The following is a 20,283-nucleotide window of genomic DNA, read 5'->3' as shown; positions in this document are numbered from 1 at the left end:
GAACATGCTGAAAAAATGGAGTTTAACTATATTACTGCTTGTTTCAAGCTTTCTTATCTACCCTCCCGCAATAGCGGAATCCCCTAAGCAAATCACTTACATTGCCATAGGGGATTCATTGACTGCAGGGCTTGGGTCTTCTGAGGAGAATCATTTACGCATTCACGGGTTTGTACCTCAGTTCACGAAATATTTGCGTGAAGACCACAATGTCACTGTTGAAAATTATGGAATACCAGGCCTATCCTCCATCGGATTACTTACATTGCTTACTGCCGATGAAGCCTTGCAAAACCGTTTGAAAACAGCTGGAGTCATATCTGTTTCCATAGGTGGTAATGACTTTCTACAGACCATCCGCTCTGTACCGGAGGGGGAAGATGAGTCAGCACTCAACCTTCGAATGGAAATACTAAAAAGAACCTATCAAGAAACATACAAGCAGCTACGGGAATTGAATCCTGATGCAACCATCATCCTACTAGGTCTCTACAACCCCTATCCTGATGGACATGAACTGACAGATCTTGGCGCAAAGTACGCCCCATTATTTAATGGCTTTATCGAGGAGTATGCAGAGGAAGAAAAGACACTTGTAATTGATCCTTATGATGCGTTCAAGGGGAATGCATTGGTGTGGACACATATTAAGAAAGAAGATATTCATCCAAATGATATCGGGTATTCCGAAATTGTTCGATTGATGAAAGCTGCTTATGAACAGTATAAAGAGTAAATAAAAACTCCAGCTGAAGGAAAGAATTTTCGCCTTCCTTCAGCTGGAGTTCTTTTTTGTGCATTATAATTTTTCAAGTATATCTTCATTGCCCTCATCTTCATCATAGGTGAGTACTTGATCCACTTTGTCATAGGATTCCCCATATAGCTCTTTATCCTTATAAGTATGTATCTGTTCGTACGTAGCTTTCATCCCTTCATAGATAGCCTCTTCTCCTGCGTCCGTTGGTGACCAGTAAAGGATCTCCATTGGGTTCACTTCGTTTGTTGCAAGCGAACGGCGTCGATATCCGATGGAAGAAGCATGCTCGAATCCCTCTCTTTTGTAGAAACGAAGTCGTTTTTCCGTATCCGTATCTTCATAATCGACAGGCTCCACCTCTAAAATAATTGCCTTCCCTTTTTCTTTCATTTTGTCCAACAGCTTATGGCCAAGGCCCATACCTCTAGCATCTTTTGAAACAAACAAATAATCGATAAAAATGAAATTCTCGAGCTCTACGTACATCAGCACATGATGCTCCCCTTCATCTTTATGATATATATCCCCTTTTTCTTTTAAAAGAAGCTCCATGTGCTCTCTAGACTTCATCTCTTCCACGGGAAAATACTGATTCAATTTTTCATACCAATTCATTATGTTGTAATACTCCCCTTTCGTTTATTATCTATGTACATGTTAAGTATAACAAACTTGAACAGACCTCAGTGTTAATATACCCTCTTCCTTTTCTCTTAAACATAGCCTACAATAGAAGAATAAAGCTTTTGTATACGATTACATACTTTAAAGGGGATGTATGATTTGATCGAATATTTTATTGATTTCACGATCGTAGCCATATTAGTTATTGGTATTACTGCGGTAATGGGAGTACTGACAAATGGAATCGGGGAAAAGTTTTTCGGCAGGAAAAAAGGAACTGAAAGCTTTGACAAGTCGGCTAATATGCAAGCTGGCTGGAAAAGTGTCGGGGGAAAAAACAAATAATTGAAAAAAGCTGCCTAGTTAGGCAGCTTTTTATAGTTAGTCATTCAAGGGTGTAAAATCTAGTCCTTCTGTGTAGGAATTACCTGCATTCCAAATCAGGTATTCGTCAATTCCATTTTCATTTAAGGCACGGATCTGGTCTTCAACCTCTTTTGGTCCATATGGGATATAATTGCCTGCCCCCAACCATGTAGCAGTGAAATCTTGAATCCAAGGTCTTGAAACCGGTCTGTTTTCCAGTTCATCCAGCTTGGCATTTTCAAGTTTAGCGTACTCCGCAATAAGTTTATAAGGTTCTGTGTCCGGTTTTGCTATGCCAAAATACGAAGTCCAGTGACTCGGATAGATCATGGAAGAAATGACATCCACATGCTCTGATATTCGGCTGAAGTTCTGCCCGATACCTGGTGCTTCCGGAAGAGTAGCTGTGTAGCCAAAAATATCAACTGAAACTTGTACATTATAAGGCTCCAGTCTTTCCCTTGCGTATTCCACAAAATCGGTTACCGATTCAACTCTCTTCTGAACATTGTCCATATCTAAATCTTTGTATTCACCATAGCCGTACTCTAAAGAAGTGTCTCTCTTTTCAAAACCTTCCGGAAAACGGACATAGTCGAACTGGATTTCCTGAAAGCCCATTTTCGCCGCTTCAATTGCTATATCAATATTGTAATCCCACACTTCTTTTAGGAAAGGATTTACAAATGCCTCTCCACGTCCATTCACCCAAACTTTTCCGTTGTCCTTAAACGATAAGTCTGGTCGTGCTTTCGCCAAAACGGAATCCTTAAAAACTACGATTCTACCAATTGGATATACTTCGTTCTCCTCTAATGTTTCCATCATATCTGCTGGATCTTTGATATACGGCTGTGCGATATCCATGAATGGGGAATCTTCTTCCTCGGGTATGTACGTCAAGTATCCATGATCATCTTTGATATCAATAACCATTGCGTTCAAGTCTGTTTTGTTCAGTAGCTCCAGCAAACGCGGAAACCTTTCCCCTCCTGCAGAGTGTCCTGTAACATAAATCCCTCTGACAGCATCAGGGTATGCAAAAGTATAACCTGAATCAAAAGCGAACCTTGCCATGGATACTGGCAGTTCACGGGCTTCCATTTGGACTGTTTTTGTAGCATGCTTCGACGCTTCCACTACTTCTTCATCTGCTTGTGCCAGCGTTCCACTAAAGGCAAATATCCCGACTGCTGCAACCAGACCACCGATCATTTTTTTCATCATTCCATTTCAAAATCCCTTCTCTTAAGTGTTACTTCTATTATACTGGAAAATCGTTAGAATTTTACCTTTTTCAACAAATTACTGCAAAATAATCCTAGAGTACTAGAGTAAACTAGCCTCAAATCGGCTGCTCGCTTTGATAATCACCCCTTTGGGTTTCCCTTTCCGCAGTGCGCTTGCGGAGCTTCCTAGCGGTCTCTTTGCCCTTTACCAGGGCTTATTTAAAATATCCCATTTTTGAGTGGCCCTGTCATCTTCAATGAAGACCCGTTTTTCTTCTTCCACGTAAAAGAGGTCTTCATCCCTTCCATGAGGACCTCCCCCGCTCATTTTCCGCGTCACAGAGGTCTTCATCCTTTGAGGCCTACTTTCTTTCTGAGGCTATATTATGTACTCTAAAAGCTTTTACACAAAAAAACGACCCCCACACATTTATGAGGATCGGTCCATTATAGCCTAAGCTATTACTTACCAGCATATTCTGCTTGGTATTTCTTATACTCCGCTTCTGAACACAAAACAAAGTGTCCAGGCTTCACTTCACGCAACTCTAAGTTCTCATCTTTGGCATAGCCATGTGATGCTGGATCGTACGCAAAACGCTTGCGGGAGCGTTCGGAATCTGGATCCGGTTGCGGGATAGCGGATAGCAATGATTTTGTATAAGGATGAATCGGATTATTGTATAGCTCGTCACTGTCTGCAAGCTCAACAATTTTTCCGAAATACATTACCCCGATGCGGTCGGAGATGTATTTTACCATGGAAAGATCATGGGCAATGAACAAATACGTCAGCCCTTTTTCCTTTTGAAGTTTTTTCATCAAGTTAACAACCTGTGCCTGAATAGAAACGTCCAATGCGGAGATTGGTTCATCGGCAATGATGAAGTCAGGTTCCACAGCAAGTGCACGTGCAATACCGATACGTTGACGCTGACCACCACTAAATTCGTGCGGATAGCGGTTTGCGTGCTCTTTATTCAATCCAACAGTCTCGAGCAATTCGTGCACGCGTGCCAGACGTTCTTTCTTCGACTTCGCAAGTCCATGGATGTCGATTCCTTCTGCGATGCAGTCGGCAACTGTCATACGTGGATTCAATGAAGCAGATGGATCTTGGAAGATCATTTGCATCTTACGGTTGAATTTTAAAAGTTCTTTTTTGGATTTCTTGCCATGTACATTTTCACCTTCAAAAAGAACCTCACCATCGGTCGCATCATAAAGTCGGATGATGGTGCGCCCTGTGGTGGACTTTCCACATCCAGACTCTCCAACTAGACCAAGTGTTTCACCGCGATAAATATCGAAGTTCAATCCATCTACAGCCTTAACCATATTCGGTTTTCCTTCGTTAAAATATTGTTTAAGGTTACGAATTTCCAATAGCTTTTCAGCCGTTGCCATTGTTTTCACCTTCCTTTACCATAACAGGCTTTTCGAAGTTTTGTGGCATTTCGCGACGACGCTTCTGTACTGCCAATGGAGGCTCTACAGCAGGTGCATCTTCATGTAACAACCATGTTTTTGCAAAGTGAGTTTTGGAAATTTGGAACATTGGCGGTTCCATCTCCAAATCAATCTGCATCGCAAATTCATTACGTGCCGCAAATGCATCCCCTTTCGGCGGATCGGATAAATCCGGAGGAGAACCAGGAATGGCATATAATTCAACTTCGTCCCCAAGCTCAAGATCTGGCATGGAACTTAGTAATCCCCATGTGTATGGATGACGTGGGTCGTAGAAAATTTCATCCACCGTACCAGTCTCAATGATTTGTCCGCCATACATAACCGCTACCCGATCTGCTACATTTGCTACAACCCCAAGGTCATGTGTAATAAAGATAATAGACGTATCAATTTTCTTTTGAAGATCCTTCATCAGATCAAGTATTTGCGCCTGTATCGTTACGTCAAGTGCTGTCGTTGGCTCATCGGCAATCAATACCTTCGGATTACAAGCAAGAGAGATGGCAATAACAACCCTTTGTCTCATACCACCTGAGAATTGGTGCGGGTATTGTTTAAAACGCTCTTCCGGCATTGGAATTCCCACAAGGCGAAGCAAGTCAATGGCCTTTTCTGCAGCGGCGCCCTTGCTCAGTTTTTGATGTTTGATGATTCCTTCCATGATCTGTTTACCAACAGTCATAGTTGGGTTCAAAGATGTCATTGGATCTTGGAAGATCATCGCAATGTCCTTACCTCGGATGCCCTGCATTTGCTTTTCCGTTAACTTGGTTAGGTCTTTTCCATCAAAAAGGATTTCCCCTTGCTTGATGTTGGAGTTATTTTTCGGTAATAAGCGCATTACCGTCTTTGTCGTAACAGACTTACCAGAACCGGACTCCCCTACGATTGCAAGGGTTTCCCCTTTTTTCAAATCAAAGTCCACTCCACGGATGGCTTTCACTTCACCACCAAATGTATCAAAAGAAACATGTAAGTTTTTGACTTCAAGAATTTTTTCCACTGTCATTCACCTGCCTTTATAACTAGTCTTTCATTTTAGGATCTAATGCATCACGGAATCCGTCCGCTACAAGGTTAAATGCAATCATCAACAAACTGATGATAATCGCTGGGAATACCATGATGTGCGGGAAGATCTGCAAGGATTTAAATCCATCATCTATTAACGTACCTAGTGATGCCATCGGAGGCTTCAATCCCAGTCCAATGAAGCTTAAGAATGCTTCGAAGAAAATGGCACTTGGAATCGTGAACATTGTATTGATGATGACGACCCCGACCACGTTTGGCAATAAATGTTTCGATATAATTCGGTTGTTGGTCGAACCAAGTGTCTTGGATGCGAGGACATATTCCTGGCTTTTGAGCTTAAGAACCTGTCCACGGACGACCCTGGCCATTCCGACCCACCCGGTTATGGTCAAGGCAATGGTGATGGCAATTATTCCCGGTTCTAGCACGAGAATCATCAGGATTACAATTACCAAGTTAGGGATACCAACCAATACCTCGATGATACGTTGCATGATGTTATCGGTACGTCCTCCATAAAATCCGGAAATACCACCATAGGCTACACCGATTACCATATCAATGAATGCAGCGAGTAATGCAATATATAAGGAGATTCGTGTACCTGTCCAGACACGTGTCCATAAATCACGTCCAAGGCTGTCTGTACCGAACCAATAATAATCCGTCACTCCCCGTTGGTCGTAAACGTCCACACCATTTCTAGTTCCATCCATGATACCTAGTTTCTCGATACCAGGAACTTTAGGAGGAAGATTTCCCTGCGTTACATTCTGACTATTGAATCCGTGGTCGTTCATGAATGGACCAAAGATAGCTAAAAATGCAATAACAATCAATACAATAGAACCAGCGATCGCCGCTTTATTTTTCTTGATGCGTAACCATGCTGTTTGCCAATAAGTCAAACTTGGTTTTGCAATTTTCTCACTCTTATTTGGATCTTGCACCGCCGGTTGAAATAATTCCTTTGGCAGTTTATCAAAGTTGTTGTTATTCATTATTTCTTACCTCCTGCCAAGCGAATACGCGGGTCGATAATTCCATAAAGAATATCAACTACAAGAACGATGACAATGAATAAAGCCGCAAAGAACAATGTCGTTCCCATGATTACTGGATAGTCGTTTGTAGTAATGGAACGCACAAACTGTTCTCCAAGGCCTGGGATAGAGAAGATTTTTTCAATTACAAGTGTTCCTGTCATCAAACTTACAGCCAACGGTCCAAGTACCGTTACTACTGGAATCAACGCATTTCGTAATGCATGTTTCACCGCGATATCATAGTTGGAAGCACCCTTTGCACGTGCCAAAGTAATATAGTCCGACCCCAATACTTCAATCATCTCTGTTCGCATAAAGCGTGCAGCAATGGCTATTGGGAACATTGCTAGTGCAATCGTTGGCAAAACTGTGAATTCCCATCCTGACCAAAAAGCTACAGGGAACCAGCCTAGTTTTACCCCGACCCAATATTGTAATAATCCTGCGAAAACAAAGGAAGGAATGGATTTACCAAGTACTGCCATGATTGTTGAACCATAGTCCACCCAAGTGTTTTGCCTTAATGCGGCAATAACACCTAAGAATATTCCAATTATCGTCCCGAAGAACATCGCTTGGAATCCAAGTTGAGCCGACGGACCGATACGTTGCATAATCAAGCTTGTAACACTTCGGTTGTCATATTGGAACGAGATCCCAAGATCACCTTGTGCTAGGCTCATGATGTATTTTGCATATTGTACTGGTACAGGATCATTAAGCCCATACTTTTCATTTAGTATAATTTTCTGTGCATCCGACAGTTTATCTTGCATCGTAAATGGTGAACCTGGCATCATTTTCATCAGGAAGAATGTAAATGATGCAATTAAGAACAAGGTGATAAACATATAAAAGATACGTTGCAACAAATACTTTGTCATTGTGGCACCTCCTAGAAAAATAATGCGTCGAATTGTTTTAAATTTTCCCTAAAATTCGACAATTTCCTTACAGGGAAAAAGAGAGTATATGTTTCAAATATACTCTCTTTCTCTACAATTTAAAAGAATTATTTTTATACTGATATAATATTATTTACCGCTGATATAAGCCCATTTGTAGCTGAAATCTGGACCAAAGTTGTGACGATACACGTTTTGTACATATGGCTGCCAAAGTCTTGTTGTACCACGTTGGTAGATCGGTGCAATTGCTGCATCTTCTTCAAGAAGAATTCTTTCTGCTTCTTGCATCGCTTCAAAACGTTTTGCAGGATCATTCGCATACGTAGTCATTACGTCATTCAACAACTTATCGTACTCTTCGTTAGAGTAACCCATCTTGTTGTTTCCACCATCAGTAATCCAAAGGTTAGAGAAAGAGATCGCATCTAGATAGTCAGGACCCCATCCTGCAAGCTGCATGTCATAATCCATTGCAGAATCTAAATCTAAACGTTGTGCAAATGGTACTTCTTTCAACTTGATTGTTAAACCAGGAAGATTTTCTTGCAATTGGTTTTGAAGATATTCTTGCATAGTTTTAGCTGTTTCAGTGTCTCCACCAAGGATTTCAATTGTAACAGCGTCCGTACCCAATTCTTCTAAACCTTTTTCCCAATGCTCTTTTGCTTTTTCAGCGTCGAATTCATTGAAATCGCCGTTTTTCTCACGGAAGTCTTCTCCCGTTTCAGGGTGTTGAACAAATTCAACTGGTACAGAATAGTTTGCCGGAATCGAACCGTTGTTCAGTACATAATCAGCCATGTCTTGCTTATTGAAGCCCATGGAAATCGCTTTACGGATATTAACATTTGCCAATGCTTCATTCTTTGTTTGGTTAAATTTAAACCAGAAAATAGTTGGCTCTAGGTAAGAAATCAAATCTTTGTTATCTTGGTACTGGGTTACAAAATCAGAAGTTAAACCAGGAGAAATATCAATTTGTTGTGCAGTGTATAAGTTAACACCAGTAGATACTTCTTTAACAACTTTTACATTGACTTCATCTAATTTTACAGTTTCAGCATCCCAATAATCTTCATTCTTCTTCATTGTCCAGCCTACTTCATGCTCCCAGCTGTCTAATGTGAAAGGACCGTTGTAGATTAAAGTGTCTGCTTCAAGTGCATATTTGTCACCTTGTTCTTCATAAAACTTTTGGTTTTGTGGGAAGAACGTAGGGAATGTCATTAAAGATTCGAAATAAGCAACTGGTTGCTCAAGTGTTACCTCAAGAGTAAACTCATCAAGTGCTTTTACACCAAGTTCTTCAAGTGGTAATTCACCTGCAGAAACTTGTGTAGCATTTTTAATTTTACCATTCATCATATAAGGACCATACTCAGAACCGGAATTCGGATCTACAGCACGCTGCCAAGCAAAAACGAAATCGTTTGCCGTTACAGGGTCGCCATTGGACCAAACGGAATCTTCACGTAATGTAAAAGTGTACGTTAGACCGTCTTCAGATACTTCATGACTTTTCGCAACACCTTCTACTACTTCGTCATTTTCTCCAAGTCTGTAAAGACCTTCAAAAACGTTGTTCATAACGTTGAACGCTACTGCATCTGTACCTTGGACAGAATCCATCGTTGGGATCTCAGCAGAATCAACTACATTAAGTACTTGTGGACCTGTTGGTTCTCCCTCACCTGCAGGAAGTTCATCCCCTTGTCCGCTATTGTTTTGCGCTCCTTGATTTCCACCGCCACATGCAGCTAGAAATGCACTAAGTACAAGTGTAAGCGCTAAAAGAAGTAAATATTTTGACTTTTTCATTTGCTTAACCCCCTAAAAAAATATGTCGAAAATTGTTTGTTTTCGAGGTAACGATTTTTATTATACAAGTTTTCTAAACATTGTGCATTCATAAATTTAACGTCAATTTTACAAAATACTGTTATTTCAAGAAAACTCATTACAAAAATAGTTCTAAATACCTATAAAATAATTAAAGGTTTTTATCCTTTTATTACAATTCATTTACAATGATTGCAATTATTTTACACAGTAATTATGTAATCAATGACCTTTATAGTTTCTTTAAATTTGTCTTATTCTATTCATTTCATTACAATACATTTTAGAGTCTTTTGTTTTATAGGAGGAACTATGAAAAATTCTTATAAAGTTTCCATAATATTTTTCTTCGTACTGTTAGGTATAACGCTTATAGCGGGCTATTACTATTATGAAGCTATTGATTTGCTGGCTTTCATCAATACTTCTTTTACTATTTCCAGTATCCTTTTATTCCTATCATTGCTGACAACAGTTACAAAAAGAGGGTTCTTCGACGGAATTACATACAGCTTCCGTAGAATCTTTGCTTCAAGTCAGCCTGATAAACAACTGGAAGATGATATTAGAAATGAAATGAGACCACCATCGGAGTTACTCCAGCCACTTTCTATCCAACCGATGCTCTTCGCATCTGTATTGTTATTTCTATGTATGCTGGTATCCCTTTTTATTTTTTACAATAGTTGATATTTCCCAAATAATTGGCTATAATAGGAGAATATTTATTAATTTACAAGCAATGATGAAGAGTAGTACTAAACAGTTTAGTTTATAGAGAGTTTGTGGTTGGTGGGAACAAACAGCTATCGTTTAGGAATGGACTTCTGAGCTTCACGGCTGAACCGTACATCAGTAGGCTGTGACGTATCCTTACGTTACAAGGTTAAGTGATTTCTGCAATATTTTGTATGAAATAATAAGGGTGGTACCACGGTCCATTCGTCCCTTTTTCAGGGATGAATGGGCCTTTTTGTATTTTATCAAACGTGATTTCATACTAGCTTTGGTTTCAACCGGTGGTTTTGGAGTGTAAGGTGTGAGACTCCTCGAAAATGCTCATGTATTTTCTTCGTGCGAAGAATTGCTGTCGGAGCTTTCCTTGTCCTGCGGGAGGTAGCGGTAGGTTGAGACCCCGCAACGAAGTGAGCAGGCTCAAGCATCGCCCCGCGGAAAGCGAACACCTGAAACGGAAAACAACCGGGAGGTTACCCAAGCAAGAATAAGTTAAAAGGAGAACTAATATGAAAACTATTTTCTCAGGAATTCAACCAAGCGGCAATGTCACACTTGGAAATTACATCGGGGCAATGAAGCAATTTGTCGAGTTGCAAAATGATTACAACAGTTACTTTTGTATTGTCGATCAACACGCCATCACCGTTCAGCAGGATCCACAGGAACTTCGAAAAAATATCCGTAAGCTTGCCGCTTTATACTTGGCGATCGGTTTGGACCCAGAAAAGGCTACCCTTTTTATCCAATCTGAAGTACCGGCACATGCGCAACTCGGATGGATGATGCAATGTGTGGCATATATCGGGGAATTGGAAAGGATGACACAATTTAAAGATAAATCCACAGGGAAGGAAGCTGTAACTGCTGGTTTATTGACATACCCTCCACTGATGGCAGCGGATATCCTCTTATATAATACCGATGTTGTTCCTGTCGGTGAAGACCAAAAGCAACACTTGGAATTGACAAGGGACCTTGCCGATCGATTCAACAAGAAATACCGCGACATCCTGACTGTACCGGAAGTGAAAATTGCGAAAGTCGGCGCTAGAATCATGTCATTAAGTGAACCAACAAAAAAAATGAGCAAGTCTGATCCAAATCAGAAGTCCTTTATCTCTTTGTTGGATACACCAAAACAATTGGAAAAGAAAATTAAAAGTGCGGTTACTGACTCTGAGGGGATTGTTAAGTTTGATAAGGAGAACAAACCCGGTGTTTCTAACCTTCTTTCCATTTATTCCATCTTAGCAAACAAAACGATACAAGAATTGGAAAATCAGTACGAAGGAAAAGGTTATGGAGATTTCAAAGGCGACCTTGCTCAAGTGGTTGTAGAAGCCCTAGAACCAATCCAAACCAAATATCATGATTTAATTGATTCGGATAAACTCGACGCTATTTTAGATGAAGGTGCTGAACGCGCAAATCGTGTGGCCACAAAAACTTTAAAGAAAATAGAAAACGCAATGGGACTTGGCCGCAAACGCCGGTAACCACAAAAGAAGCTGTCAGATCCTAATATCTGACAGCCTTTTTATAGCAATTATCAAAAAAATAGAAATCATGTTGATCGGTGGAAGGCGCAAAGACTCCTGCGGGAGGAAGGGACAGGGGAGACCCCCAAGCGTTGTGAGGAGGCTCCCGGACCAGCCGCGGAAAGCGAAGCGCCTGCAACGGAGATCAACTGCAAACGTAGTTCCTTAAATATTCTAATATAAAAAAAGCTGTCAAATTCATAAAATCTGACAGCTTTTCATTATTTCTCTAGGAAATATTCTAATTGACTTTTGGATGTTGCTCCAATTCCCATAGCTTTTCAAAAAACGGTTGACCTTTCACCAAATGCTCACAGAAGTTCTGATGTTTCTCCGACCATCCATCTCTTATTTCCTCAATCAATTGAGACCACACTTCTTCGAAACTCATGGATTGTATTTCTCTGTAATGAATCGGATTCCATTCCGTATACCAATATCTTATTTGGGCAACATTGCAGGTTGATCTTAGTTGGTCCATTGCCATGAATAGAAGCTGTTTCAATTGTCTTTCTTTTCTCGTTAAACCGTGCATGATCTCTGGAGATGGGGATAATATATGGTAGTCTTTTTGTGTTTTGCTGGTTGGTGAGAATGAATACTTCTCAACATCATGAGTTTCTACCATATCATATACTAGATGTTCCTGCCTTGGAATGAGCCTGCTTTTTCGGATTGGAATATTGTACCCAATGGTGTCCACTGCAAGGATACCTTGTCCATCTGTTACGACAAAACAGTAATCCAACTGAATTCTTTCATGGTTTTTTCGAATATAGCTTTTTTGAAATATGTCTTCCAGCAAAGATGGAGGCAGCTCTTGGAGGTCGTTTTCAATGTAGTTGAACAGGACTGAATCCACTTTCAATAGCGGTACTTGATCCAATAGCTCTACGCTATCATCTTTTCTCCACTCATGAAAATGACAAACATTATAACCGTTTTCTTCTCCTTCAAACCAATTTACCCATACGTCATGAAGATATAACATATCATACCCCTCACTTCACATCTACTCTTTTATTTATCCAACAGTATGAACAGTGAAGTGCAAAAATATTCCATTAGAACCAATAAATTTTCCTAATGACTAATCTTCGTCGCGAAAAGTCGGTTCTTGGTTCCCAGATAAATAGATACTGCCGGCAATAAGCAATATTCCAATTGGTAAAAGGTAACATTCAGGTCTTGAAACTAGAAATGTCATAACCTCTATCATACTCAATCCTGTTGCAAAAAGATTCAAGTAGGCAATCGTACTTATACCCCCAGCAACTGAAATTCCAAAGCCTGTCAAAAAAAGAAAACCTCTTATCATCAGCCATCACTCACAAAATAAATCCTGATTATGCACATACTATTATCCCCTTGTCCATTCTATTACTATTACTTTATGACTCGTCTCTAAAAAAATGACAAGTTCCATTAAAAATAGGCAAAAAGAAAAGCCGAGATCGGCTCTCAGCTTTTCTAATCTAGTGTCTTTGGATCAAGTGCATCACGTAGTCCGTCTCCAACAAAGTTGAAACTCAACACTGTTATTAAAATCATTAATCCAGGAAATAACGGGTACCACCAGTGCTTCAACATGATGGTAAAGTTCTGAGCATCCTGAAGCATATTCCCCCAACTTGGTGTAGGAGGTTGAATCCCTAATCCAAGATAACTCAAGGCGGATTCAGCGAGGATTACCCCACCCACCCCTAATGTAGCAGATACGATAATTGGTCCCATTGCATTCGGTAGAATGTGAGAGAAAATAATCGTATGGCTTCTCGTTCCAATGGTCTTTGATGCAAGAACGAATTCACGGGAACGAAGAGATAAGAATTCACCACGTACAAGACGGGCAGTAAATGTCCAACCGGTTAAAGCGAAAATTAAGATCAGCTTGTCCACTCCTGGTTGGAAGATGGTTACCAACGTGATAAGCAAGAAAATAGTCGGAATGGAAATGATGACATCTACGATACGCATCAGTACCGCATCAACTTTCCCACCAAAATATCCTGCTACAGCCCCAATGACTGTCCCAATGGTAATGGAACCTGCTACAGAAGCAAATCCTACAAGAAGGGAAATCCTTGCTCCAAACAGAATACGGGAAAATACATCTCGACCGAAACGGTCAGTTCCAAGCCAATGTTCGCCACCTGGAGATTGTAACTTATTCAACAAACTTTGTTTTTGTGGTTCGAATTGGGTGATCCATGGTGCCAATAATGCTAGGGTGATAATGATAAAAAGCATTACAGCCCCTATTACTGCTAATTTGTTCTTCATGAATTTGTTAATCGTGATTTTTGTTAATGTATCAGGGTTTTTCTTAACATTGGGGTTTAACGATTGATTGTTTGGTTGAGTTGATGGTTGAGTTTGCATCGATGTTCCCCCTTTTAGTACTCAATTCTCGGGTCAAAGATTGCATAAAGTATATCGGCAACCAAGTTTCCGATAACTACAAAGACCGCTGAGATTACAGTTAGTGCCATGATAACTGGATAGTCACGCTGGAATGCGGACTCAATAAATAATAATCCAATTCCTGGCCAAGCAAAAATTCTTTCAACAATAACCGATCCCCCAATGAAACCGGGTAACATTAATCCAAAGATAGTGATTACAGGAATTAATCCATTTCTTAAGCCATGTTTATACGTTACTTTTCTTTCTTTTAATCCTTTTGCTCTTGCTGTACGCATATAGTCTTGTTTTAACACTTCAAGCATACTAGAGCGGGTATATCTTGTTAGTCCAGCCATATCGGCTGTTGCCAATACAAATGCTGGTAATACTAGATGATGGATCCTATCAAGAATACTGAAGTCGGCATTCAAAGTCGAAACTCCACCTGTAGGGAACCACTGCAGCTGTACAGCAAAAACCATGATTAATACAAGACCGATCCAGAAGTTAGGTGTTGCGAGTCCTAAGAAGGATGTGACGGTAACCGTATAATCTGTCAAACTGTACTGCTTCCGGGCCGATATGACCCCAAAAGGTACGGCGACGATAATTGCTAATATGGATGATACAATCATTAATAACAACGTGTTTGGCAAACGGTTCATGATCATCTCACTTACCGGTACCCCACGGCGGATCAAGGATTCTCCAAAGTCTCCTTTAGCCATATTACTAACCCATTTATAATACTGAACATGGACAGGGTCGTTTAACCCATATCGCTCTTCAAATTTCTTCATTGCTTCTTTACTAATATTCGGATCCATCATTAGTGAAGTAGGACCACCTGGTGCCATCTGTATGATGGCAAAGGATAATACTGTAATACCGAATAATAGGGGAATCGCCATTAAGCAACGGCGGATGATATATGAGATCATAGCTGATTCTCCTTTTCTGTCTTTACTTTAGGAAGGTAATAAGTAAACGTGAATGGTTTATTTTAATACTGTGCATTTTCGCGACGTCACACAGTAATGTGGTCAAATTTAGCGAAAGAATGGCTAGTCCAACACATTTGCATTCTTTCTATACCAATGAAAAAAGTGTCAAGGGTCATTCATTTCAGTAAAAAAGAAGGAAGGGGAATATCCCCTCCCCTCTTCTTTTACCTTTTTACGGGGGTTAAATTAGTTATTTTCGCTTAACCACCATTTGTGGATGTTGTAGTGCTCTGCACGTGCGTGGAACTCAAAGCCTTCTAGGTTAGTAGGCATTGCACGGTGTGCATTTGGATAGTACAAGAAAGTATATGGTTGCTCTTCAGCAATGATTCTGTTGATTGCTTGGATTTTCTCAGCACGCTCGTCTTGATCCATTGTCAGGTTAGCTTCGTCCATTAGCTTATCAGCTTCCTCGTTAGACCAACCAACAAAGTTCAAACCTTCTGCGATTTCTTTAGAGTGGAAGATTCCACTTGGATCTGGATCTGTAGATAGTGCCCATCCTAGGATGATAGCGTCGAAGTTCCATGCTGGAGGATCAACGTCAGCCAAGAATGCAGACCATTCCATGATTTCTGGAGTAACTTTGATTCCAAGCTCAGCGAACTGCTCTTGAACTACTACAGCGATATCTTCACGAACTTTGTTACCTTGGTTCGTTTTTAAAGTAAATTCAAATTTTTGTCCATCTTTTTCAAGCGTACCGTCAGCACCTGGAGTCCATCCAGCTTCTTCAAGCATTGCTTTAGCTTTTTCTACATCGTACTCAAAACGTGGAACATCTTCGTCATAAGCCCAGCTAAGTGGAGATTCAGGAACATCTGCAACTTCACCGTCTCCATCCATTACAGACTCAACGATAAGTTCACGATCAAGAGCGTGAGTTAAAGCTTGACGTACTGTTTTGTCTTCAAATAGTGGGTTACGTAGGTTGTACCCAAGGTAAGAGTAAGATAATGCTAAACCAGATTCGATTTTTAATTGACCATTAGCTTCCCACTCTTTTGCAGTTGCAATATCAGAAGCAGGAACAGTGTAGTAGTGTACATCTCCAGCAGCTAATGCAGTCATTAAAGCATCTGCATCAGGAATAATGCGGTAAGTTAAAGAATCTAAGTATGGACGGCCATCCCAATAGTCATCGTTTGCAACTACGCGTACGTATTGACCATCTTCCCATTTTTCAAACTTGAAAGGACCAGCTCCAATTGGGTTTTTCGTGTTGAACTCAGTGTACTCACCAAGGTCAGCGATCGCAACCTCACCTAAGATGTGCTCAGGAAGGATAGGGTACCCTAATGCGATGTGGATTTTTGGATCTACAGCATTAAGTGTAACTTGTACAGTTAAATCATCGATTTTTTCAACTTTTTCGATTTTCTCGAAATAACCTGCACGAGGACCATCATAGTCTTCGCTTAAAGGAATGCTTAATGTGAAGACAACGTCATCAGCATCTAAAGTTTCACCATCGTGGAACTTGATTCCTTCTTTAATTTTCAATGTGTGAACTAGATCATCGTCAGAGATATCCCAGCTCTCAGCCATGTTTAATTGAGTTTCGAAAGAAGTATCACTTGTTAATAATCCGTCAAAAATGAAACCTTCGATTGCAGAACTTGCAGTATCTGCAGAGTAAAGCGGGTTGAACATTGTTGGGCTACCAGTAGAACCTAATACTAGGTCTCCACCTTGAACCGGCTCACCAGTTGTAGCTTCTTCTTCATCAGTTTCTTCACCGTTGTTGCCAGTGTTTGTTTCGTTTGTTTCATTGTTGCTGTTGTTTGGTGTTGTTCCTGTGTTTGATCCGCTACAAGCAGCTAGGAACAAAGACAAAACCAACGTTAAAACGATAAGTAGTAATGATTTTTGTTTCACGTTTACTCCCCCTAAAATTTTTTAATGTTCTGAAAATGAAAGGTAAAGAAAGTTGATTTTGGATTATCTCCCCCTTTCAAAGGGTATATATTTTATGTACTTGCCACCTATTCATATAGGTGACAAGCAACAAAATGATCTGGTTTAACCTCTTTGAATTGTGGAACAATCTGCTTGCAGACATCCATTGCTGCAGGACATCTAGTATGGAACACGCATCCTGTTGGTGGGTTAGCCGGACTTGGCAGTTCACCTTTCAATACGATACGCTCTCTCTTCACTTGCCCCTTGCGGCGAGTGGAAGGTACAGCCGACAGTAATGCCTGTGTATATGGATGAAGTGGCTCGTCATACAGGTCATGCTTCGTAGCCAGCTCCATCATGCGTCCAAGATACATTACACCGACTCTGTCACTAATATGACGTACAACGCTTAAGTCATGTGAAATAAAGATATAAGATAGTCCCATTTCACGTTGTAGGTCTTGCATTAAGTTAATGATTTGGGCTTGTATGGATACATCCAAGGCTGATACAGCTTCATCGGCAATGATCATTTCAGGATTAAGCGCCAATGCCCTTGCAATTCCGATACGCTGACGCTGACCGCCAGAAAATTCATGTGGGTAGCGATTGATGAAACTCGGATCCAATCCAACTTTTGCAAGTAGCTCCTGCACCTTTTCCTCACGTTCTTTTTTGGTGAACATGTTATGGGTGTTATATGGCTCCTTCAGGATGGACCTTAATGTTTTTCTTGGGTTCAATGTAGCGAAAGGGTCTTGGAATACCATCTGTATGTCTTTACGGACGGTCTTTCTAAGTTCTCCTTCCCCCATCGTGGCAATGTCCCGGCCCTTGAAGATGATGTTCCCTTCAGTTGGCTCATATAATCGGATAATCGTACGCCCTGTGGTTGATTTACCACACCCCGACTCTCCTACAAGTCCAAGGGTTTCCCCTTTTTTTATATAGAAGTTCAGGTCATCTACCGCTTTTACATTACCTACATGCCTTTGAAGCAACCCGGCTTTGATTGGGAAATACTTTTTTAATCCGCGTACCTCGAGGATATTATCTGGATTCGTTTCTATTATTGATTTTTCTGTCTTGATCTCAGTTGCTGTCATTATTTCCCCTCCTCGCCTTCGTATAAGAAGCATCGAACGGAGCGGTTTCCACCTTGGTTGATTAGTTCGGGAATCTCGCTTCGGCAACGGTCGAATGCTTTCGGACAACGTGGGGCAAATCTGCAGCCCTGAGGCAAGTTTGTCGGTGGTGGTACATTTCCTTCAATGGATTGAAGACGGCCAATATCTCCATCTATGTCAGGGATGGACCCCATCAATCCTAAAGTATATGGATGCATCGGTTCTTCGAATAAATCGTCCACCGATGCCTCTTCCACTACCTGGCCACAATACATAACTACTACTCTATCTGCTACTTCTGATACAACCCCTAAATCATGAGTAATTAATAGTATGGAAGTGTCAAATTTATGACTTAAATCTTTCATCAGATCCAATATTTGTGCTTGGATGGTAACATCCAACGCAGTGGTCGGCTCATCCGCAATCAATAGCTTCGGATTACAGCTCATCGCCATCGCAATCATTACCCTTTGTCTCATCCCGCCAGATAGACGGTGAGGATAGTCATTTACGATTTCCGCTGCTCTTGAGAACCCTACAACCTCCAACATTTCAATTGCTTTTTTAGTGGCTGCTGTCTTGGTCATTTTTTGGTGAAGGATCAGAACTTCCGTAATCTGTTCCCCTATTGTCAGTACCGGGTTCAATGAAGTCATCGGCTCTTGGAAGATCATTGATATATCATTTCCACGAACTTTACATAATTGGTTTTCTGTCAGTTTCACAAGATCCTGACCGTCAAATAGGATTTCCCCATCAACGATCTTCCCGCCTGGGCTGGGTACAAGCCCCATGATCGATAGGGAAGTAATGGATTTACCAGATCCTGATTCTCCAACAAGTGCTACAGTTTCCCCTTTTTTAATAGAGATATCTACACCATCTACTGCTGGAATAGCTTGCTTTTTTCTAAAAAAGTGAGTTTTTAGGTTTCTCACTTCTAATAAAGCTGACATTTAGCCTTCACCATCCTTTTTTCTTTCGATGCATGGTCTGTATGATGTCTAAAAATGTAATGTAAAGATTGAAATAATTTAATTTAATCTTAACCTTTATATTACAAATTTATATAACTACTAGCTATTAATCTATTGAAATCTTGCTTTTATAGATTTTCCATGCTAATTATTACAAAATTTTCTGTCATTTTACCCGAAATTTACTGTAAAAACTAAATTATCGGAAAATAATTATCGTCTGCTTGTATATTATTACAATTCCGTTACAAGTTCAAGCTTATTTTGAAAATAAACTAAATATTTTTTTTATTGGAACTTGCAACAATCTTCTACAAAAACTGATTATATACAAAAAAAAACAAAAAAACTAGCTTTTTTTGCTAGTTTTTTTGTTTTTTGTTATTTTTCTCCTATTCCTCAAAGAATTATTCGGCTAATAGTTTTGTTATCTCTGTGAGACTTTTTGACATCAATACAGAATAACTTGTTTTTTCCGTTTTTATTATTTTTTGGATGAGGTAGTAACCTACACAATATCCAAGCATCTTGGGATAAAACCCTTTTCCGTAAAGAAGCTTCATGTGATCTCTTTCACTTTTCTTCACATCTTTATTAGGGATGATGAATTTATTAAAAAAGATTTCAAGCTCTTTATCTGTATAGTAGGAAGTCCATGTAGAGGTATATTTTACTCCAAGTAGTTCTTTTACGGCACTCTCCGCTAACCCCTCTATAATGACGGAATCAAGGAGGGTATATTGGTCATCTTTTCTTTTATTTTTGGACAATACACAAATATGGTTATATTCATGAGTCAACAATGCTTTCATTTCATTGATATCAATATCCTCTGGGAGGAACATGAACAACTTATCTTTAAAAGCAACTCCCGCTTTTCCTTTAAAGTCCCTTTTGATTTGGTTGTTGTATTTATCCGAAGGGAAGATGAAGATTGGGATGTCTGGTCCATTCCAAAGCTTCTTTAAACGCTTTGATTCTGCCAAAACGATATTCCAACAATCCAACGTTTTTAACTTTTCGACTGTCCCTTTTCCATCCCTTACTGGCCGGTACATTCCATGCATAATGAGATAGTCGTAAAGTTCCGCTGCAGTGACGTCTTCAAAGTACTTTAGCAATCTCTTGGAAATGTTCAATGGCTGATGATAGTCCTCCTCCAACCATCGATCTGTATGAATAATACTCATGTTCTACAGCCCTTTTCTTTGCTTTTTGATGTCATTGTATGATGAGGGGGGCGGATTGGTGAGGTGGAGAAATGGTTATTGGGGTGAGGGGGGTGAGGGTATTGAGAATATCGGTAGG

The 20,283-nt window shown here is 40.2% G+C and carries 20 protein-coding genes and 1 other annotated feature; of the genes, 4 read left to right on the top strand and 16 right to left on the bottom strand.

Going from position 1 to position 20,283, the window contains the following annotated elements:
* The first annotated feature begins 4 nt into the window (after positions 1–4).
* Entirely contained in the window at positions 5–736 is a 732-nt protein-coding gene (locus tag EKQ44_RS00420) for an SGNH/GDSL hydrolase family protein (RefSeq protein ID WP_237661555.1), read from the top strand.
* 63 nt (positions 737–799) lie between these two features.
* Here EKQ44_RS00420 and EKQ44_RS00415 read toward each other — a convergent pair whose 3' ends face one another.
* Positions 800–1,375: a GNAT family N-acetyltransferase gene (locus tag EKQ44_RS00415; RefSeq protein ID WP_237661554.1), complete on the bottom strand. Its 576-nt coding sequence runs from the start codon at positions 1,373–1,375 to the stop codon at positions 800–802.
* Positions 1,376–1,543: 168 nt separating this feature from the next.
* Between EKQ44_RS00415 and EKQ44_RS00410 the strand changes: the two genes are divergently transcribed.
* On the top strand, positions 1,544–1,729 hold the full coding sequence (locus EKQ44_RS00410) for a hypothetical protein (RefSeq protein WP_237661553.1): 186 nt from the start codon (positions 1,544–1,546) through the stop codon (positions 1,727–1,729).
* A 36-nt stretch (positions 1,730–1,765) separates the two neighbouring features.
* Here EKQ44_RS00410 and EKQ44_RS00405 read toward each other — a convergent pair whose 3' ends face one another.
* From EKQ44_RS00405 to EKQ44_RS00380, 7 genes are all read right to left on the bottom strand, one after another.
* The gene (locus tag EKQ44_RS00405) at positions 1,766–2,974 is read right to left on the bottom strand and encodes a putative glycoside hydrolase (protein ID WP_414491245.1); all 1,209 of its coding nucleotides are present in this window, start codon (positions 2,972–2,974) and stop codon (positions 1,766–1,768) included.
* Positions 2,975–3,184: 210 nt separating this feature from the next.
* Positions 3,185–3,319 (bottom strand): hypothetical protein, encoded by a 135-nt coding sequence (locus tag EKQ44_RS21365; RefSeq protein WP_269151506.1) that lies wholly within the window; start codon positions 3,317–3,319, stop codon positions 3,185–3,187.
* 122 nt (positions 3,320–3,441) lie between these two features.
* A complete protein-coding gene (locus EKQ44_RS00400) occupies positions 3,442–4,386 on the bottom strand; it encodes an ABC transporter ATP-binding protein (RefSeq protein ID WP_237661551.1) in 945 nt (314 codons plus the stop codon).
* A complete protein-coding gene (locus tag EKQ44_RS00395; protein WP_331254635.1) occupies positions 4,373–5,455 on the bottom strand; it encodes an ABC transporter ATP-binding protein in 1,083 nt (360 codons plus the stop codon). Before EKQ44_RS00395 ends, EKQ44_RS00400 begins: the two co-directional genes overlap by 14 nt.
* 22 nt (positions 5,456–5,477) lie before the next feature.
* Entirely contained in the window at positions 5,478–6,488 is a 1,011-nt protein-coding gene (gene opp3C, locus EKQ44_RS00390; protein ID WP_237661549.1) for an oligopeptide ABC transporter permease, read from the bottom strand.
* Positions 6,488–7,417, bottom strand: coding sequence for an oligopeptide ABC transporter permease (opp3b, locus tag EKQ44_RS00385; RefSeq protein WP_237661548.1), 930 nt, complete (start codon positions 7,415–7,417; stop codon positions 6,488–6,490). Before opp3b ends, opp3C begins: the two co-directional genes overlap by 1 nt.
* A gap of 150 nt (positions 7,418–7,567) precedes the next feature.
* Positions 7,568–9,259, bottom strand: a complete 1,692-nt coding sequence (locus EKQ44_RS00380) for a peptide ABC transporter substrate-binding protein (protein WP_237661547.1) — start codon at positions 9,257–9,259, stop codon at positions 7,568–7,570.
* 333 nt (positions 9,260–9,592) lie between these two features.
* On the opposite strand from EKQ44_RS00380, the gene EKQ44_RS00375 reads away from it, so the two are divergent.
* Together EKQ44_RS00375 and trpS are read left to right on the top strand one after the other, a co-directional pair.
* Entirely contained in the window at positions 9,593–9,970 is a 378-nt protein-coding gene (locus EKQ44_RS00375) for a DUF3899 domain-containing protein (RefSeq protein ID WP_237661546.1), read from the top strand.
* Positions 9,971–10,013: 43 nt separating this feature from the next.
* Positions 10,014–10,233 (top strand) — a binding site (T-box leader).
* 291 nt (positions 10,234–10,524) lie between these two features.
* The gene (gene trpS, locus EKQ44_RS00370; protein ID WP_237661545.1) at positions 10,525–11,514 is read left to right on the top strand and encodes a tryptophan--tRNA ligase; all 990 of its coding nucleotides are present in this window, start codon (positions 10,525–10,527) and stop codon (positions 11,512–11,514) included.
* A 283-nt stretch (positions 11,515–11,797) separates the two neighbouring features.
* On the opposite strand, the gene EKQ44_RS00365 is transcribed toward trpS, so the two are convergent.
* The 8 genes from EKQ44_RS00365 to EKQ44_RS00330 all read right to left on the bottom strand — a co-directional run bounded on the left by EKQ44_RS00365 (position 11,798) and on the right by EKQ44_RS00330 (position 20,165).
* On the bottom strand, positions 11,798–12,547 hold the full coding sequence (locus tag EKQ44_RS00365) for a YjbA family protein (RefSeq protein WP_237661544.1): 750 nt from the start codon (positions 12,545–12,547) through the stop codon (positions 11,798–11,800).
* 99 nt (positions 12,548–12,646) lie between these two features.
* Positions 12,647–12,853, bottom strand: coding sequence for a hypothetical protein (locus EKQ44_RS00360; RefSeq protein WP_331254634.1), 207 nt, complete (start codon positions 12,851–12,853; stop codon positions 12,647–12,649).
* A 173-nt stretch (positions 12,854–13,026) separates the two neighbouring features.
* Positions 13,027–13,938, bottom strand: a complete 912-nt coding sequence (opp4C, locus tag EKQ44_RS00355; RefSeq protein WP_237661542.1) for an oligopeptide ABC transporter permease — start codon at positions 13,936–13,938, stop codon at positions 13,027–13,029.
* Positions 13,939–13,952: 14 nt separating this feature from the next.
* Entirely contained in the window at positions 13,953–14,903 is a 951-nt protein-coding gene (locus tag EKQ44_RS00350; protein WP_237661541.1) for an ABC transporter permease, read from the bottom strand.
* Positions 14,904–15,152: 249 nt separating this feature from the next.
* Positions 15,153–16,844, bottom strand: coding sequence for a peptide-binding protein (locus EKQ44_RS00345; RefSeq protein ID WP_237661540.1), 1,692 nt, complete (start codon positions 16,842–16,844; stop codon positions 15,153–15,155).
* A gap of 107 nt (positions 16,845–16,951) precedes the next feature.
* Positions 16,952–17,974 carry an ABC transporter ATP-binding protein gene (locus EKQ44_RS00340; protein WP_237661539.1) on the bottom strand — a complete coding sequence of 341 codons (1,023 nt, stop codon included), beginning with the start codon at positions 17,972–17,974 and terminating at the stop codon, positions 16,952–16,954.
* Positions 17,974–18,954: an ABC transporter ATP-binding protein gene (locus EKQ44_RS00335; RefSeq protein ID WP_237661538.1), complete on the bottom strand. Its 981-nt coding sequence runs from the start codon at positions 18,952–18,954 to the stop codon at positions 17,974–17,976. Before EKQ44_RS00335 ends, EKQ44_RS00340 begins: the two co-directional genes overlap by 1 nt.
* A gap of 428 nt (positions 18,955–19,382) precedes the next feature.
* The gene (locus EKQ44_RS00330) at positions 19,383–20,165 is read right to left on the bottom strand and encodes a DUF2268 domain-containing putative Zn-dependent protease (protein WP_237661537.1); all 783 of its coding nucleotides are present in this window, start codon (positions 20,163–20,165) and stop codon (positions 19,383–19,385) included.
* Positions 20,166–20,283: the final 118 nt, after the last annotated feature.

Source organism: Sutcliffiella horikoshii, from assembly GCF_021991925.1.
GTDB lineage: Bacteria > Bacillota > Bacilli > Bacillales > Bacillaceae_I > Sutcliffiella_A > Sutcliffiella_A horikoshii_F.
This window is presented reverse-complemented; position numbering and strand designations above follow the sequence as displayed.